General features: G+C 35.1%; 18 protein-coding genes. 3 read left to right on the top strand and 15 right to left on the bottom strand.

From position 1 onward, the window contains the following. Nucleotides 1-75: 75 nt before the first annotated feature. The 3 genes from ACFSC2_RS18815 to ACFSC2_RS18805 all read left to right on the top strand — a co-directional run bounded on the left by ACFSC2_RS18815 (nucleotide 76) and on the right by ACFSC2_RS18805 (nucleotide 4,779). A complete protein-coding gene (locus ACFSC2_RS18815; protein ID WP_379815886.1) occupies nucleotides 76-1,173 on the top strand; it encodes a glycoside hydrolase family 53 protein in 1,098 nt (365 codons plus the stop codon). A gap of 4 nt (nucleotides 1,174-1,177) precedes the next feature. Beyond that, entirely contained in the window at nucleotides 1,178-2,209 is a 1,032-nt protein-coding gene (locus tag ACFSC2_RS18810; protein WP_379815885.1) for a glycoside hydrolase family 53 protein, read from the top strand. A gap of 131 nt (nucleotides 2,210-2,340) precedes the next feature. Then, nucleotides 2,341-4,779: a DUF4982 domain-containing protein gene (locus ACFSC2_RS18805; RefSeq protein WP_379815884.1), complete on the top strand. Its 2,439-nt coding sequence runs from the start codon at nucleotides 2,341-2,343 to the stop codon at nucleotides 4,777-4,779. 753 nt (nucleotides 4,780-5,532) lie between these two features. On the opposite strand, the gene ACFSC2_RS18800 is transcribed toward ACFSC2_RS18805, so the two are convergent. From ACFSC2_RS18800 to ACFSC2_RS18730, 15 genes are all read right to left on the bottom strand, one after another. Further along, nucleotides 5,533-5,712 (bottom strand): hypothetical protein, encoded by a 180-nt coding sequence (locus tag ACFSC2_RS18800; RefSeq protein ID WP_379815883.1) that lies wholly within the window; start codon nucleotides 5,710-5,712, stop codon nucleotides 5,533-5,535. A gap of 498 nt (nucleotides 5,713-6,210) precedes the next feature. Further along, complete coding sequence (locus tag ACFSC2_RS18795) at nucleotides 6,211-8,388, bottom strand: TonB-dependent receptor (RefSeq protein WP_379815882.1); 2,178 nt, start codon at nucleotides 8,386-8,388, stop codon at nucleotides 6,211-6,213. 73 nt (nucleotides 8,389-8,461) lie between these two features. Beyond that, nucleotides 8,462-8,785, bottom strand: coding sequence for a DUF6660 family protein (locus ACFSC2_RS18790; RefSeq protein WP_379815881.1), 324 nt, complete (start codon nucleotides 8,783-8,785; stop codon nucleotides 8,462-8,464). A gap of 110 nt (nucleotides 8,786-8,895) precedes the next feature. Beyond that, complete coding sequence (locus ACFSC2_RS18785) at nucleotides 8,896-10,200, bottom strand: hypothetical protein (RefSeq protein WP_379815880.1); 1,305 nt, start codon at nucleotides 10,198-10,200, stop codon at nucleotides 8,896-8,898. 166 nt (nucleotides 10,201-10,366) lie between these two features. Beyond that, nucleotides 10,367-10,573: a GDCCVxC domain-containing (seleno)protein gene (locus ACFSC2_RS18780; RefSeq protein WP_379815879.1), complete on the bottom strand. Its 207-nt coding sequence runs from the start codon at nucleotides 10,571-10,573 to the stop codon at nucleotides 10,367-10,369. Next, entirely contained in the window at nucleotides 10,570-11,169 is a 600-nt protein-coding gene (gene merTP / locus ACFSC2_RS18775) for a mercuric transport protein MerTP (RefSeq protein WP_379815878.1), read from the bottom strand. The genes ACFSC2_RS18780 and merTP overlap by 4 nt, the downstream gene beginning before the upstream one ends. Further along, nucleotides 11,166-11,540 (bottom strand): ArsR/SmtB family transcription factor, encoded by a 375-nt coding sequence (locus ACFSC2_RS18770; RefSeq protein ID WP_379815912.1) that lies wholly within the window; start codon nucleotides 11,538-11,540, stop codon nucleotides 11,166-11,168. The genes merTP and ACFSC2_RS18770 overlap by 4 nt, the downstream gene beginning before the upstream one ends. A gap of 132 nt (nucleotides 11,541-11,672) precedes the next feature. Further along, nucleotides 11,673-11,846 (bottom strand): hypothetical protein, encoded by a 174-nt coding sequence (locus ACFSC2_RS18765; protein WP_274256627.1) that lies wholly within the window; start codon nucleotides 11,844-11,846, stop codon nucleotides 11,673-11,675. Nucleotides 11,847-11,971: 125 nt separating this feature from the next. Continuing rightward, nucleotides 11,972-12,535, bottom strand: a complete 564-nt coding sequence (gene sigZ / locus ACFSC2_RS18760) for an RNA polymerase sigma factor SigZ (protein WP_379815877.1) — start codon at nucleotides 12,533-12,535, stop codon at nucleotides 11,972-11,974. A 33-nt stretch (nucleotides 12,536-12,568) separates the two neighbouring features. Next, nucleotides 12,569-13,132, bottom strand: a complete 564-nt coding sequence (locus tag ACFSC2_RS18755; RefSeq protein ID WP_379815876.1) for a hypothetical protein — start codon at nucleotides 13,130-13,132, stop codon at nucleotides 12,569-12,571. A gap of 68 nt (nucleotides 13,133-13,200) precedes the next feature. Next, nucleotides 13,201-13,776 (bottom strand): Crp/Fnr family transcriptional regulator, encoded by a 576-nt coding sequence (locus tag ACFSC2_RS18750; protein WP_379815875.1) that lies wholly within the window; start codon nucleotides 13,774-13,776, stop codon nucleotides 13,201-13,203. A gap of 21 nt (nucleotides 13,777-13,797) precedes the next feature. Beyond that, a complete protein-coding gene (locus ACFSC2_RS18745; protein ID WP_379815874.1) occupies nucleotides 13,798-14,532 on the bottom strand; it encodes a metallophosphoesterase family protein in 735 nt (244 codons plus the stop codon). Between the two features lie 6 nt (nucleotides 14,533-14,538). Next, on the bottom strand, nucleotides 14,539-15,624 hold the full coding sequence (gene arsB / locus ACFSC2_RS18740; RefSeq protein ID WP_379815873.1) for an ACR3 family arsenite efflux transporter: 1,086 nt from the start codon (nucleotides 15,622-15,624) through the stop codon (nucleotides 14,539-14,541). A 1-nt stretch (nucleotide 15,625) separates the two neighbouring features. Then, nucleotides 15,626-16,240: an arsenate-mycothiol transferase ArsC gene (locus ACFSC2_RS18735; RefSeq protein ID WP_379815872.1), complete on the bottom strand. Its 615-nt coding sequence runs from the start codon at nucleotides 16,238-16,240 to the stop codon at nucleotides 15,626-15,628. Nucleotides 16,241-16,267: 27 nt separating this feature from the next. Then, nucleotides 16,268-16,741, bottom strand: a complete 474-nt coding sequence (locus ACFSC2_RS18730) for a DUF6428 family protein (protein ID WP_379815871.1) — start codon at nucleotides 16,739-16,741, stop codon at nucleotides 16,268-16,270. Nucleotides 16,742-16,747: the final 6 nt, after the last annotated feature.

Below are 16,747 nucleotides of genomic sequence, written 5' to 3'. Positions count from 1 at the left end.
AGAGAAGCCTCAATAAGGTTGTTTTGAGGCTTCTTCTTTCTTTAAAATCATAATTTCACTTTTATAACTCATCTAATGAAAAAATATATAAAGATTTTGGGGTTACTGGTTGTAACTGCAATTCAATTTTCGTGCTCTAACAATGATGCTTCAGAGGCGGAAGCAGTTAATCCGCCAGATGCCAATGATACTTTTATTAGAGCGTCAGATGTTTCATTTCTTCCTCAAATGGAATCTTTAGGAACGAAATTTTACAGCAATGGTAAAGCTGAACCAATGCTTACTACATTAAAAAATGCAGGATGTAATACAGTTCGAATTCGTTTATGGAAAAATCCTGTAAATGGGCGTTCTGGTTTTAGCGAAGTAAAACAATTGGCTCAAAAGGCAAGACAAGCGGGTTTAAGAGTTTGGCTTACGGTTCATTATTCTGATGATTGGGCTGATCCAGGAGTACAGACAACTCCTGAGGAATGGAAAAATTTATCTTTTGCCGATTTAAAAACGGAAGTTGAAAAGTACACTGGAACAATAATTTCAGAAATTAAACCAGATATTATTCAAATTGGAAATGAAATCAATAGCGGATTATTGTGGCCGCAAGGTAATTTAATGAGTAACGAACAGCAGTGTATTGCTATTTTAAACGCAGCAAGTGCAGTAGTTCGCAGTAAAGCACCCAACACAAAAATAATGATTCATTATGCAGGAGTAGATGGCGGTGCGACAGATTGGTTTTTTACTAAAATGAAAAGTATTGATTACGACTATATCGGATTATCTTATTATCCAATTTGGCATGGTAAAGATTTAACTGTAATAAAAACAACTATTGACGGCTTAGGAAAGAAATTCAGTAAAAAAGTTTTGATTGCAGAAACCGCTTATCCGTTTACATTATTACATAACGATCAGACAAACAATATTATGGGATCAAGCGATCAATTGGTATCGGGCTATCCAGCAACTCCTGCAGGACAAAGAACTTTTGTGATGGATATTAAAAACATCGTAAAATCATCAGAGTACGGACAAGGATTTGCCTATTGGGGCGGCGAATGGGTAGCATTCAAAGGACCACAATCAACAACTGGTTCTACATTCGAAAATCAAGCATTATACAGTTTTGACAACAATGCCTTGTCTGTAATGCAAGCTTTCAGTAAAGATTAAAAATATGAATAAATCACTTAAAATTGTATCGTCATTGATGATAGCTGCTGTTTTGTTTACTTCATGTAAATCTAAAATGGCAGTTGAAAAAGATTCTTTTTCAAAAGGAGCAGACATAGGCTGGCTGCCACAAATGGAAGCAACTGGATATAAATTTTATGATGCAGATGGCTCTCAAAAAGACTGTCTGCAATTATTAAAAGATCGAGGTATAAATACAATAAGATTACGTGTTTGGGTAAATCCGAATGATGACAAAGCCAGCGGACATTGCAGTCCAGAAGAAACTGTAGTTATGGCAGTGCGCGCACAAAAAATGGGAATGCGCATCATGATCGATTTTCATTACAGCGATTCATGGGCAGATCCAGGCAAACAAAACAAACCTGCAGCTTGGGCAAAACATTCTTTTCCAGAATTGTTAGACGATGTATACCGACATACTTACGATGTTTTGCAACTGTTAAAAAAAGCCGGCGTGACTCCAGAATGGGTTCAGGTTGGAAATGAAATTCCAAGCGGTATGCTTTGGCCAGAAGGGCATACAGATAATTTTAATCAACTGGCGCAATTGCTTAATAAAGGATATGAAGCGACAAAAGCAATAGATTCAAAAATTAAAGTTATTGTACATTTAGACGAAGGAAATAAAAATGAGAAATTTAGATGGTTTTTTGACAAAGCAACCGAGAATAAAGTGAAATATGATGTAATTGGTTTGTCTTATTATCCATTTTGGTTAAAAACAGATTATAAAGAAAACATCTTAGATTTAGAAAACAATCTAAAAGATATGGCTTCCCGTTATAACAAAGAAGTTATGGTGGTAGAAGTCGGTGGCGATTACACATTAGTTGAAAATACAAAAGAAATGCTTGATGCTACTATAAAAGCAGTAAAAAGCGTACCGAATAGTAAAGGATTAGGAGTTATCTATTGGGAACCGCAAGGCGAAAAAAGCTGGAGCGGCTATCAATTAAATGCATGGCTTCCTGATGGAAAACCTTCGCCAGCATTGGATGCTTTTAAACAATAAATATTAAATTTTACCATTAAGACATTAAGTTAATTAAGCTTGGCTTAATTCTCTTGATTTTTAATGCCAAAAGAAACGCAAAGCTTAATTAACTTAATGCCTTAATGGTGAAAAAAAAATTAAAACAGAAAATGAAATTATTTTTTAAATCAACATTATTCTTATTTCTACTAGTTTTTTCAACCGAAAAAATGATGTCACAATCTGCAACAGTTCTTTTAAAAGATAACTGGCGTTTTTCTAAAGAGGTTAAAGGCGACGCTTTTTCTGTTGATTACGATGCTTCGAAATGGGAAAAAGTTACTGTACCACACGATTGGGCTATTTATGGACCTTTTGATAAAAAATGGGATATTCAAACAGGAATTATTGAGCAAAACGGCGAAAAAGAAGCGACTGAAAAAACAGGAAGAACAGGAGCATTGCCACATATCGGTACAGGCTGGTATCGCAATACATTTGCTGTTCCAGAATTCAAAAAAGGAAAAAAAGCACTTCTTATATTTGAGGGGGCTATGAGCGAACCTCAAGTTTATTTAAATGGAAAAAAAATAGGAAATTGGGGCTATGGCTACAGCTATTTTTATATTGATATTACCAATGATTTGCTTGCTGGAAAAGAAAATGTATTGGCAGTAAAATTAACTAATCTGCCTTTTTCTTCAAGATGGTATCCTGGTGCCGGGCTTTATAGAAACGTAAGCATTGTGGTAAAGGAGGAAGAAAGTTTCGCACAATGGGGAACTTTTATCACTACTCCAGAAACGAAAGGAAATAATGCTGTTGTTGATATTAAAGCGGAGTTTCATGGTGCCAATGCTTCAATGGTAACCGAAATAAAAGATGCTAACAATAAGATTGTGGCGACACAAAAAAGTACAGATTCTAAAGAAGGAAAATTTCATCAGACAATTGAAGTTGCCAAACCTAATTTATGGAGTCCAGAAACACCTTATTTATATACTGCAGTTACCAAATTATACGCTGCAGACGGTACTTTAAAAGAAGAACAAAATATAAAGTTTGGTATTCGATACATTAAATACGAACCTAATAAAGGATTTAGCCTTAATGGAAAAATAACTAAATTTAAAGGAGTTTGTCTGCATCATGATTTAGGGCCTCTTGGCGCAGCGATAAATAAAGCAGCACTTCGAAGACAGCTGACGATTTTAAAAGACTTGGGATGTAATGCAATCAGAAGCTCTCATAATATGCCTTCTTTTGAACAATTGGAATTGGCTGATGAAATGGGATTCATGTTTTTGGCTGAAAGTTTTGACGAATGGGCAAAGCCAAAAGTTGAAAATGGATATAATCGTTTTTTCGAAGAATATGCCGAAAAAGACATTGTGAATTTAGTGAGAGCGACTCGAAATCATCCCTCTATTGTAATGTGGAGTTCTGGAAATGAAGTTCCTGATCAATGGGGAGCTGAAGGTGTAAAACGTGCGAGATGGCTACAGGATATTTTTCACCGTGAAGATCCTACAAGACCTGTGACGGTTGGTATGGATCAGGTGAAAGCAACTATGGAATCTGGTTTTGGAGCTTTGCTGGATATTCCCGGATTAAATTACAGAGTTCATCTTTACGAAGAAGCTTATAAAACATTTCCGCAAGGACTTATTTTAGGTTCAGAAACCGCTTCGACAGTAAGTTCAAGAGGAATTTATAAATTTCCTGTTGTGCAGGCAAAAAATAAAGAATACAATGATTTTCAAAGTTCTTCTTATGATCTTGAAGCATGCAGCTGGTCGAATGTTCCAGACGATGATTTTGTGCTTCAGGATGACAAACCTTGGGTTATTGGAGAATTTGTTTGGACAGGTTTTGATTATTTAGGTGAACCAACGCCTTACGATGAAAAATGGCCCTCAAGAAGTTCTTATTTTGGAATTTCAGATTTAGCGGGACTTCCTAAAGACCGTTTTTATCTTTATAGAAGCAGATGGAATACAAAGTATAAAACACTTCATATACTGCCACATTGGAATTGGAAAGGAAGAGAAGGCGAAGTAACTCCAGTTTTCGTTTATACCAATTATGACAGTGCGGAGCTTTTTGTAAATGGAAAAAGTATGGGAATTCAGAAAAAGAATAATGCAACTCCACAAAACCGTTATCGTTTGATGTGGAATGATGTTAAATATGAACCAGGAACAGTAAAAGTTGTTGCATTTGATTCTAATGGAAAAGCAGCAATAACTAAAGAAATTAAAACTGCGGGAGATCCGTACAAAATTGTTTTGGAAGCGGACAGAAAAACTATTAAAGCTGATGGAGAGGATATTTCTTTTGTTACGGTTTCAGTAGTAGATAAAAACGGAATTCCATGTCCTACAGCAGTTAACGAATTGCAATTTAAGGTAACTGGAGCAGGAACTTATAGAGCAGCATGTAATGGAGATGCTACATCTTTGGAAATGTTTCATGAAAATCATATGAAACTTTTCAGCGGTAAATTAGTAGTATTGGTCAAAGCAGTTGAAAAAGCGGGAGCAATCCAGCTTGAAGTAACAGGTAAAGGGCTTCAGACAGGAAAAATTAATTTAATGTCAAAACGTTAATTAATATCAAATTGAATAAGCTTACGTCTAGATAAAAATGATAAAGAAGTAATGCAAAAAAAGGCTGTCACTTAGGACAGCCTTTAAATACGAATAAAATAAAAAAAATATGCGTAAGTTTTACTTTCCTGACTGGCTTTCAGGATTCATAACCACTTCGACGCTGCTTGAACTATCCAAAACGTGCTTACTAAAATTATCCTAGCTTTTGTGGAAATTTGGAGGTAACTTCAAATACAGACTGCCACTATTCTGCCATAGAGATTTCGTGCAGTTAAAAAAAAAATGAAAAGTGCCGTAAAACAAAAATAAAAAAGTCCTGAATTTCTTCAGGACTTTTTGTGGGGAGAGCAGGATTCGAACTATACGTCTGAAACCGCTGTATATGCCACTTTTATTAATGTCTTGGACCTCTGTGCACCGATTCTGCACCAAATTCAATTTTTTAATATTTAAATACAAATTCATGCACAAAACTTTGTATACTAACGGACTAACATGCAGTAGTATTAATCTTTTTTGTATCACAAATATAGTAAAATACTTAGTATTTTCGATTAAGAATTAAAAGTTCTGTTACGTAGTAGCGAAAAAGTATCTACTCCAAATGCAATGTGGCACGATTTTTCCACAAAACTCAGAACATTTTTACATGCTACCTCCTATATTTACAATTTTTAGAACAAATTCTTTCTAACATTATCAGTACGGAGTTTTTAGATTTTAAAAATAGATTTTGCTAACTTAAATTGGTTATAAAGTATCTTCTTTTTCTTTTAGAAAATTTCTTACAGCCACATCTGCCATATTAGCTAGAAATTTCAAAATATCTGTCGCTTCTTCCAAAGTAACATTCATTCCTTCATCATTTAGCATTTTTTGAGCTTCTAGAGGTGTAATTTTCCCTGTATATTCATATTCTTCATATTTCATATCTAAAATATTGTTAAGATAAAGATAAAGAATTTTTCACAATTATTTATTTGTCAGTGTTTTATGTTTTGTTTCTAATAGTTAAAATATATAAAGAAAAAAAGATACACGAACCTTCATCTTTTTTCTTTGATTATTTCAGAATTACGTGACGTTTAGTTCACAATATATAAATCATTTTATGTATTATTTAAAGAAATTAGCTTGTTTTTAAGTGAATTTCTACCATAAATTATTATTTTGAAGAGGTTTGTATGTATTGTAAGGGCCTAATGTTAAAATATCAAAAAATAAAAGTTAGATTAAACTTTCTTGGTTTATTAACTGGTAATAGGATCTCATTATTAGTAAACAAATAGTTATAAAAATAAACAAAAAGGCCTAAATAATAAACATCATAATGTGGTTATGTTACTTTGAAATTACAGTTATGGGCATATATCAAAAGCCTTCAAAATAATTTAATTTTGAAGGCTTTTATGTATAAAAAGTTAAAGATTAAATTTTAATCTTTATTCCGGCATTCACTACAAAGCCGTCTAGTGGTGCATATATATCTTTGAATACAGGATTTGAAATACTTCCTGTGTATATGCTTCCAAATTTAGTTTGTCTGGTGTCCGTAAAGTTTTCAAAATTGGCATAAACTGAAAAATTCTCCCAGAGTTTTTCTACCATAAGTCCTAAAATCCAGTAATCTCTTCCTGTAGTACCATCACTTAGTTTTTGGGGACTGTAATAATATGCTTCTAAACCGGCTTTCCATTTATCTTCAACTTCATACATCAAAACATTGTTCAGTCTGTGTTTTGCCGTTAAAGGATTTTCAGATTTTACTCCATTCGTATCTATCGATGCATCTGTATAAGTATATCCTAGAAATAACTTAAAATCTTTATAGCCTAATTTCACATTTGTTTCAGTTCCTTTTGTGTCCAGATAACCATTGGCATTTACAAACTGATAAACGTTATTTGGAATGGAATTTAAAATCAATGGATTATCAATATTGGTATAGAAAAATAACTGATTCCATGATAAGGAAAGATCTTCGGTAATTTTAGTCTTGTAATTTACGTCAAAGTTAAAACCGTAACTTTTTTCAAGTTTATTAAAATCACTATTAATGGGAAGTACATTTTGATATTGAATGCGTTCACTTTCTTCTGTAAAAATAGTTGGGGTTTTATAGCCTAAACCTCCGCCAATTCGTGAAGTAAATTTAGGATTAATTTTAAATAAAGCTGACACTCTTGGAAGCAGAGAAAAACCATAATCCATAACATAATCGCCTCTAAGACCCGTTTCTATCTCTAGCCATTCTTTGGCTTTAACTGTGTTTTGAAGAAAAGCTCCATAGGTAATCTGATTATAGTTTCTTAATGGGAAATCAGTCTGGCTGTCCTCACTAAAATTGTCGGTATATAAGTTAGCACCTGCAACCCATTCTGCAATTTTGCCGTTTTTATAATAACTGATTTCAGAAAAAGTACTATTCTGCAATCCGTCAAAAACATAATCAGGAATAGTTATCACACGGCTGAAATTATTAAAACTGTTTTTAATTGTTATCGATTCCTGCTCATTAAATTTATGCGTCAGGGTAAATTGAGTACTTATTCTCTGAGTTTTATTTTTTTCAAAATAACTGTCAGGATATTTACTTTCATCTTTGATGTAATCAATGTTTCCGCCTAAACGGTTTTCAAAAACGGTATTGACACCAAAATTAAGTCTGGTATTTTCATTAAAATTGACAAAAAGCTTAGGGTTAAAATTAAAACGCTCAAATTTTGGTATTGCAGTTAGCTTTATATCAGCTGGATCGTAAGGGGCGTTGCGATCGTGAGAAGCGAAAACGGTTGCACCAATTTTGTTAAACTGCTGAGAATAAAATCCGTTTATATCCAGTCCAAGAGCTGATGTTCCATTGATTAAAAATCGCAATTCTCTTTCTTCGCTAGGAGTTTTAGAAACAAGATTTACTAATCCGGCAATTGCCCCTCCGCCGTAAAGGGTAGAGGCAGAGCCTTTGATTATTTCAACCTGCTTTAAATCTAATGGAGGAGTCTGCAGTAATCCCAGTCCGCTTGATGCTCCAGAATATAAGGGAAAACCGTCTTTTAGAATCTGGGTATATCTTCCATCCAACCCTTGAATCCTGATAGAAGAATTTCCTGAAGTTGCAGAAGTCTGCTGGGTCTGGATTCCGGTACTCTCATTAAGCATCATACGAATATCGCCTGGTTTCATATTAGCTTTTTCTTCAAGTTCTTCTCCGGCAATAAATTCTACTCTGGTTGGAATATTGCTGATTGTTCTAGTTCCTCTGGTTGACGTAACAACGATTTCTTTCATTTCTTCAGCTTCCTGATCTTCGCTCTGCAATGCAATTTCTATAAAATTGGAGCTAGAAGGAACTTTAAAAACTGTTTTATTTGGAGTGTAGCCTTCATCAGAAATCGTCAAGGTGTAGCTTCCATCTTTTAGATTTTCGATAGTGACATTTCCCTCATTATCTGATATGAAAACCGAATTTATTTCTTCAATTTTTGCAGAAGCTCCTTTTATCGGTTCGTTAGTTTCAGCACTCTTGAAATGAAACTTGATAGTATTCTGTGCTTGCGCAGTGCCAATAAATGCCATTGCCACAATCAATAAAATATATTTAAACATTTATGATTTCTTAATATTAATAATAAATAATAGACCCGCATAATGAGATTAATGCAGGGATAAACTTTCTATATTAAGAAATTTTAGGAGGCTGCCAGATTTTACAGAGGAATGAAGAATCGACAAATTTATTGTAAGATGGAGTCTGTGAGACTTCATCCAATTTGAATTCCAATTTTTCAGTAATAATCACGGAATTAAAATTTATTGTAAAGCCAATACAGTTTCCGCAGGAATAAAACGGGGAACACTTTCCATTACATTCATTACCGCAGTCATGTGAGTCATTCTCACAGTTTTTTTCTACACCGCATTCTGAGTGCTTAGCAAATGCGGAGCATGGAACTGTAGAAAGAAACAGTACGATGAAGGATAATATTGTTACGAAAGATTTCACATGTCAAATTTATAAATATTTTAGAGATTAAAAGTCGACTACTGAATTTTTATCATTAGTATAAATAGGCTAAATAAAACCTTTAAAGCTAACGAATATATAATAAAGAGCTAATTTTTGTGAGCTTTTGAATTTATGACATTAAAATTATAAGATATCATCAGATAACTCCAAATTGCTATTTTATTTTCATCTATTATTTTAGGAAGATACCGCATTGAATCAGTCGATTTATAAAATGAAAAGGCATAATTAATTTCTAATTCTTTTACAGGTTTATATTTTAGTGAAATGTCATTTTCAAATCCAAGAAACTTTGATACCTGCTGGCCTGAATTATTGATTAAGGAATATTGGGTGTAAAAAAGATGAAAATCCGTACGCAGCGATAATTTATTATTCATTGGTATTGTGGTAAATAAGTAAGGATTTACTAAACCTTTTCCGCCAACATCGGCAGGAAAACGTGTAAATACGTTCATGTTTCCGTTAAATTTCCAAGTAACTCCATATAATAGGTCAAAATCTCTAGATTCATTTTTAGGTAATGAAGAGCTGCTTCCGCTAATTATTTCAGCTCCCAATCTCCAAATTGATTTTGGAAGGGTTAATCTAATTTCTGGCTGAAGATAGTAGGCAAATAATTTCTGGCCTTTTGGATTATTTCCAAATTGCAGAAAGGTATTAAGTGTGTAATACCATTGAGTTTTTTGAAACTCAATTCTTCCTCCTGTAGTGGCACGAGTATATATTTTGTCAGAGGCCGCACTTTTAAGAAAATCAATGATATTCATTGAATTAAAAGAAAAATATTTGCCAGAATTATAGTGAAAATTGTTCATTAACAAGTATTTGTAACGATTTGAAGCGACGGGAGAATATAATGCATCAAATTCTTTATTATAATTGCGTGTAAATAAAAAGAAGAAATCGTTAGAGAACTTTTTAGAAGAATTCATTACGCGTATTCCTTCATGAGCTCGTCCCTGCTGTGCCCAGGGAGCGTCGGAAAATAACCTGCCATTATCCAGTAAAATGCTTTGCCTTCCTAACTTAAAGTTTATCGATTTGAATTTAGTTTCAAAATACAACTGATAAAAATTAATGCTTCCTATTTTGGATGTTTTATTATCTTGATTCCAAAGATGAATTTCCTGCAGGTCTGATTTTATAAGCCATTTTTCTCTTTCGTACTGCATAGAAATTCGATTTCTCTGTGTGATATAAAAATATGGATCAATTGAGTCGTTGGGTGGAAGTGTATAATTTGTAGTGTATTCAACTCTTGGTCTTAGTTCTATATTTATTGAGAAATGCGGGGATAAGCTGTCTTTTTGCTGTGCACATACTTGAAGAATAAATAAAAGAAAGGGAAGTAATAATATTTTATTTTTTGCAGGTCTTTTAATTATCATACTTCTTTTATCCTATAGATTTAGTGTATAAAAGTAATGATAGTATATTTATTTACAATACTATTAAGTAAGTTTGATAATATATTTTGTTAAATAATTGATGCTTTTATCTACGCAAGTTTTTAATCCGCTATTAAATAGGCTTTATATTGCAGTATCTTTTGAATCAACAACATTTTTTATCTTGCTGAATTGGTGGACACGGTAGACTTCCAAAACTGCAATACACACAGCAGTCTCCCTGATTTGGTTTAAGAGTTTGTTTGCAGTTTTCACATTCGTAGAAGAATTGGCATGCGTCGGTCGGCATTGTTTCTTCTTTGCTGTGTGAGCAAAGAGGACAAGTTATTATAGATTGTAGAACGATTTTCATTTTAATTTTTTGTTGGTTACTTTATAGCCCGTTGAATTAATTGCTTTTTCAATTTCGGTAATAGTGGTTTTAGAATTATCAAATTCTACAACAGCATTACCATTGGTATAATTCGCATCTGAATTTATTATTCCTGTCAATTTGTTTACTTCATGATTTACATGTTTTTCACAGCTGGCACAAGTCATTCCACTAATTGCAAACTCAGCTTTTTGACTGCTGGATTTGTTGGAGACTAAGATTTTCTTTTCAGTATTTGGATAAAAAATATTTGAATAATAAGGAAATGAAATCATAACTGCTGTAAATACAGTAATAAATCCTAAAAACATTTTTGAATTAACGAATTTCGGCTTTTCTTCTATATCGCAGTTACAGTCTATCTGCTTTTTAGTTTTCAGCTTTTGATAACAAGCAAAACCAATAATTAAAACAGTCAGGGCGATGAAATAAGGCCTCATTGGTTCAAGCCATGAAAAAGTGGAAGCAATCCCGCTTGTTCCGGCAACTAATGCTAATATGGGAGTAATGCAGCACAATGAAGCAGCTACTGCTGTGAAAAATCCAGCTCCGATCATTTTATTCTCTGTTTTCATATTTTTTCTAAAATTTCATTCTGGGCTAAAATTTCAAAGAAAGGTCTTAGCATTTTTTCATACTCCTTTGTCAACGAATAGAAAATGGTCTGCGCTTCCCGTTTAGTTTCAATAAGTTTTCTGTCTCTTAGTTTCCGTAAGTGCTGTGAAATTGCAGAAATACTCATTTCAAGAATATCACTTATGTCACAGACACAGAGCTGTTTTTCTTCATAAAGTAAAAAGAGAATTCTTAATCTAACATTGTTGCCAGCCAATTCAAGCCCATTGGATAAATAATCAAAAGTATCATTGAGTTCTAGCACTCTGTCTTTGCAGCGGACTATTTGTTTTATATCTGCCTGTTGGCGTATACAAGTTATATCTTCCATAATACAAATATATGTCATTTGATTATTTAAGCAAAGGCTAAAATACAAAACATTTGAATTAAATTTATGAATATCCCTACGCATAAAAAAAGACAACTTTTTGAGTTGTCTTTTAAGCAGTAAACCGAAATATTACTTTTTGCAATCTTTCGGAGCACAAGTTCCCGAATCGTCATTACAGCAATGCGTAGAACATTTTTCAGTGCAGTTTTTCTTTGCATCAGTTTTTGATAAGTTCGCATAAGCGAAGATACTTCCAGCAGACAATACCAATGCTGCAAGAGTAAGGTACATTTTGTTTTTCATAATTTTAATTTTTAATGATTAATACTACTTAAGACGTACTAATCTAAAAATGATGCAGACTTTGCTGATTTTTTTTCTAACAGTCTGAATTTTTATATATGAATCTTCCGTAAATGATTCGGTGATCAGCATTTTCCTCCGCTGCATGATTTTTTAGAAGTAACATTCATAACATTTCCACGGCGGTCTAATTCGATACTGCAGCAATCCAGAAGCATTTCTTTTAATCTGGATCTGCCTCTCTGCACTCTAGAACGGATGGAAGGGTAGGCAAGGCTGTGTTTTTCTGTTAAGTCTTTCTGTTTAATTCCATGTATTTCGCTATCCATGATAATATCCCGATAGTCTTCCGGCAGCCGTTCAATGAATTTTATCAGACAGCAGTCCAGACTTTCCGAAGTGTCAAAATCTGTTTCATGCATTATTTTCTGCATCATGCAATCGGTCAGCTCTGATTTTTTATTATTGGAATTTTTTCTGTAATAGTCAATAATGGAATTTCTTGTGATCGTGAAAATCCAGCTTTTTAGTTTGCCTTCGTCGGTCAGTGATCCTAAATTCTCGTTTATCTTTATAAAAACTTCCTGCAAAACATCAGATGCATCATCGGTATCATTTATACGGGCCTTAATATACCTTCCCAAAATGATATAAAACTGATTGTGAATAGTATTTATTTCCAAACTCATAGATTTTATGTTCTGCTTATTAAGAAAGCGGGATTAACAACAATTGATTTTACTTCTAAAATTATTCCAAATAAGGGCTGTTTTTGGCATGCATAAGAAAATATGAAGAATTGCCATTAGGATAGCTCCCGGCAGGAGATTTACAATTAACAAATTAAAGAAACCTGGGGACTGATTTATATTCGAAAGCATTATTTCACCATTTTGAAAAGTAAACCTGATGGAAAGGTAAACCGCAATTGACGCAAAATGAAAACCGTTTACGAATAAATGGACAATATATTCCCAGCGCGGAAGCCCTCCCATAAACTGTCTGCTGTCTTTCTCTATAAAAGCGTCATACCCTAGCACCAGTATGTCTAAAAGGACAATAGTCAAGCCTATTGCAAAAGCCGTATAATTATCTTGTTTCAAGAACAAAAAATAAAGGATTGCCGGAAAGAAAACAGCTCTCAATGTATGGGTAATGTGCTCGGTTTTACTTTCTTCCCGATTGTGAAGCTGGTATTTGAAAATATGCAGATAAAAGCCGTCATATAAAGCCAAGACAGCGAATAGGACAAGAAAGAATGATGAAATGATAATTGCTGTTTCCATTTTATTTTTAATTGATTATAAAAGCAAAACTATGGGGAAGCAAAATTAAAACTAAGGACAAATGTCCTCTATTTTTGTGCTATCTCATTTCTTATCCTGCTGAGTGTCCTGCGCGTAATTCCAAGATAACTTGCAATATCATTTACTGAAGCCTTATTTAGAACGGCAGGCTGTTCCTTGACCATGCGCAGGTACTTTTCCTTTGCGCTTTCATTGCATAAAACACTGGCATACTGTTCCATCACCATATACTGCCGCTCGGCAATTGTCCTTCCTATATTCAGCCAAAGCGGACTCTTCTGATAGAGAATCTGCAGGTCATTGTAACTGATTGTTATAAGTTCGGTATCTTCTACAGCCTGAATGGAAAGTTCCGAAGGCTGCTGGGAGATAAAGCTTTTATATGAAGCTGTGAGATTATTTTCTACGCAGAAGCAGGAAGTCACTTCTTCGGATTTTTCATTTATGTAATAAGTTCTGAGCAGTCCTTTTTTGATAAAGGCGGCTTCGTTGCTGGTTTTGCCGATTTCTGCAAAGTAACTGTTTCGGGCTAATGTCCTTGTTTTGAAATACGGACTGTAAATTTCAAATTCATGATCGCTGAGAGGCACGATGCCCTTTAAAAATAATTTAAAACTTTCCATAGCAGGTTTTATTTCTATACATTAATATGCTTTTCTCAGCATAAACGCGTAAACGTCAAGGAGCGGACTTTCTTCAATAGCACGGGCTGCTTTTTCAATATCATAAGGAACTCTTATGAATTCCACTTTAATACCGTCTTTTTTGGAAAGATTGCTGCTTTTTTCAATGGTTATCACCGCATAACAGCAGTCTGGATTTCTATCTTTTGGTTTTCCAACCGAGCCTGCATTAATGGCATGAAAATAACTGCCTTTTTTATTGGGGTTTTCCAATATGCGATGATAAGGCAGATGGGAATGTCCGCAGATAAGAATATCTGTGTTGGAATCAAGAAAGATATCAGTGAAATCTTTCTCATTTTTGTCCTCAAGCAGATATTCCCTGTTGCTGTAAGGACTGCCATGAACCATCAGAATCTTTATAAGTCTGCTGGCTGTCTGGTATTCAAGCTTAATATGGGCAGGAAGAGCAGAAAGATACTTTATCTGCTCTTTACCCACAATCTGATATGCGTAGCTTTCAATGTCATTTGAACCGTCATTGTGTATCTCGACAGCTTTGACATCGTGATTTCCTGCAAGGGTAGGGATATGCTTTTTACGGATCTCGTTGATCACGGCATTGGGGCATAAATTGTAGCCAACCAAATCTCCCAGGCAGTAAACAGCATCAATATTCTGCTCTTCAATACTTTTTAGGGTCTGCTCCAATGCGGGGAAGTTCGCATGTATATCCGATATTATTGCAATTCTCATATTTTCTTAAGCAGTTGCTTCAGCTGCCTGTTTCGTGAAATACTTCTTTCTGAACCAGAAGGCAAGGTTTACCAGTGCAATAAGAGCAGGGACTTCTACCAATGGACCTATAACACCTGCAAAAGCCTGTCCGCTGTTTATTCCGAATACTCCGATTGCCACGGCGATAGCCAATTCAAAATTATTTCCGGTTGCTGTAAACGCAATAGAGGTCGCTTTTGAATAGTCTGCCCCAAAATATTTTCCAGTAAAAAAGCTGATGACAAACATCAAAGTAAAGTATATTACAAGCGGTATTGCAATACGCACGACATCCATAGGGATCTGAACAATAAGTTCCCCTTTCAGGCTGAACATTACAATGATTGTAAAGAGCAGTGAAATAAGTGTAATCGGCGAGATAAACGGCACGTACTTATTCTCAAACCATTCAGAACCTTTTAAGGCTATCAAAGCATAACGGCTTATGATTCCCAGAGCAAAAGGAATACCCAAATAGATTCCCACACTCTCTGCAATCTGGGCAATGCTGATATTGACTTCAAAACCATTATATCCAAAATAGGGAGGAAGGATGGTTATAAAGATATAAGCGTATACACTGTAAAGCAGCACCTGAAAAATACTGTTAAGGGCAATAAGTCCTGCTGCATATTCACGGTTTCCGTCTGCCAGATCGTTCCATACCACAACCATTGCAATACAGCGTGCCAGACCGATGAGGATCACTCCAATCATGTATTCAGGATATCCACTTAAAAATAGGAGCGCCAATAAAAACATCAAAACAGGGCCTACAATCCAGTTCAGGAATAAAGAAGCACTCAAGACTTTAGTGTTTTTGAAAACCTGTCCCATCTGCTCATATTTTACTTTTGCCAGAGGCGGATACATCATCAGGATAAGTCCAATTGCCAATGGAATGTTTGTGGTACCGCTGGAGAAAGAATTGATGAAATCTCCGCTGGAAGGAATTAAGTAGCCTATTGCCACGCCTATAGCCATAGCAAGGAAAATCCAAAGGGTTAAGAAGCGGTCAAGGAAGCTCAATTTTTTGCGTCCGACGGCTGGTGCACAGTTATTTGCTGACATTTTATTTTTTTATTTGTGAGAATACGTAAAACATTTCAGTTCCAATCTGCAGGCTGCGCTCCAGATAAGTCTCTTTCTGCTGAGGCGTTCCGTCAGAAATTTTTGGATCTTCAAAAGTGATCGGAATTCTTTTCTCCGCACCTGCTATAAAAGGGCATCCGCCGTCAGCCTGCGAGCAGGTCATTATTGCAGCAAATCCGCTTTCAGGATTGAAATCATCATCATAGGTTTTGGAAAAACCGATAACAGGAAGCCCGTCAGCTGAATATTTTATGGAATAAACAGGGTTTGATCCCTCTGAAAGGGTTTTGATGCTGAATCCTGTATCCTTCAAAGTCTCCGCTGTCATCGGGAAAAGGGCAGTAGCCTCTGTTCCTCCTGAATAGCATGAAACGTTTTTGATGCCGTAATAGGCAGCCGCAGTCTGCGCCCAAACCTGCGAGAGATGGCTTCTTCTGGAATTGTGTGTGCAGATTAGGTTCAGTCTGGTTTCCAGATTGCTGTCCACTTTAGTCTGAATGAAGTCGATTAATGGCTGCAGGACTGCTTTGCGATCTTCGGAGATCTGCTTAAAATCAAATGATTTAACGGTATTCTCAATTTGTGGATATAACATAGTTCTTTGGCTGTTATGGTTTATTGATTAGCAGCATCCTCCGCCCGGAGTGCATGAAGAAGCATTATCAGCATTTAGCTGAGATAATTTTACTTTTGGCTTGTCAGATGGAATACCGCACTGCTCCTGAGCAAGGCAGGCTGTCTGCTTGTTAAGCAGAGTGAAGTTTTTACCGTTAAAATCCAAATCGTATTTACCGATAGTCGTGTTCTGATACTCCACTTCAATTTCATGGTCTTCAATTCCCAATACTTTTTCTGAAAGCTCAATGATGTGGATCAGTTTCTGAGGCTTAAGCCTGTGCTCGTAGTCGTTGGCATCCCAAAGCTGGAAGTTTACAACTGTTTCTTTTCTTACTGTTCCTCCGCAGTCGATGAAGTTTTTCGTAACCAAGCCTACTTCAGTTACGTGAAAATATTCCGGTACAAATGTGCCGTCCGGCAGTTCAAAATTTACAGCTTCCACTGTTTTAAGCACTTCTTTAATTTCTGAAAGTTTCATAATTTT

Source organism: Flavobacterium artemisiae, from assembly GCF_042678225.1.
GTDB classification, from domain to species: Bacteria; Bacteroidota; Bacteroidia; order Flavobacteriales; family Flavobacteriaceae; genus Flavobacterium; species Flavobacterium artemisiae.
This window is presented reverse-complemented; position numbering and strand designations above follow the sequence as displayed.

Bases quoted from the DNA above. Each gene is read 5' to 3' on its own strand.
- ACFSC2_RS18815 (WP_379815886.1), top strand. From the start codon at position 76: ATGAAAAAATATATAAAGATTTTGGGGTTACTGGTTGTAACTGCAATT.
- ACFSC2_RS18810 (WP_379815885.1), top strand. From the start codon at position 1,178: ATGAATAAATCACTTAAAATTGTATCGTCATTGATGATAGCTGCTGTT.
- ACFSC2_RS18805 (WP_379815884.1), top strand. From the start codon at position 2,341: ATGAAATTATTTTTTAAATCAACATTATTCTTATTTCTACTAGTTTTT.
- ACFSC2_RS18800 (WP_379815883.1), bottom strand. From the start codon at position 5,712: ATGAAATATGAAGAATATGAATATACAGGGAAAATTACACCTCTAGAA.
- ACFSC2_RS18795 (WP_379815882.1), bottom strand. From the start codon at position 8,388: ATGTTTAAATATATTTTATTGATTGTGGCAATGGCATTTATTGGCACT.
- ACFSC2_RS18785 (WP_379815880.1), bottom strand. From the start codon at position 10,200: ATGATAATTAAAAGACCTGCAAAAAATAAAATATTATTACTTCCCTTT.
- ACFSC2_RS18780 (WP_379815879.1), bottom strand. From the start codon at position 10,573: ATGAAAATCGTTCTACAATCTATAATAACTTGTCCTCTTTGCTCACAC.
- merTP (WP_379815878.1), bottom strand. From the start codon at position 11,169: ATGAAAACAGAGAATAAAATGATCGGAGCTGGATTTTTCACAGCAGTA.
- ACFSC2_RS18770 (WP_379815912.1), bottom strand. From the start codon at position 11,540: ATGGAAGATATAACTTGTATACGCCAACAGGCAGATATAAAACAAATA.
- ACFSC2_RS18765 (WP_274256627.1), bottom strand. From the start codon at position 11,846: ATGAAAAACAAAATGTACCTTACTCTTGCAGCATTGGTATTGTCTGCT.
- sigZ (WP_379815877.1), bottom strand. From the start codon at position 12,535: ATGAGTTTGGAAATAAATACTATTCACAATCAGTTTTATATCATTTTG.
- ACFSC2_RS18755 (WP_379815876.1), bottom strand. From the start codon at position 13,132: ATGGAAACAGCAATTATCATTTCATCATTCTTTCTTGTCCTATTCGCT.
- ACFSC2_RS18750 (WP_379815875.1), bottom strand. From the start codon at position 13,776: ATGGAAAGTTTTAAATTATTTTTAAAGGGCATCGTGCCTCTCAGCGAT.
- ACFSC2_RS18745 (WP_379815874.1), bottom strand. From the start codon at position 14,532: ATGAGAATTGCAATAATATCGGATATACATGCGAACTTCCCCGCATTG.
- arsB (WP_379815873.1), bottom strand. From the start codon at position 15,624: ATGTCAGCAAATAACTGTGCACCAGCCGTCGGACGCAAAAAATTGAGC.
- ACFSC2_RS18735 (WP_379815872.1), bottom strand. From the start codon at position 16,240: ATGTTATATCCACAAATTGAGAATACCGTTAAATCATTTGATTTTAAG.
- ACFSC2_RS18730 (WP_379815871.1), bottom strand. From the start codon at position 16,741: ATGAAACTTTCAGAAATTAAAGAAGTGCTTAAAACAGTGGAAGCTGTA.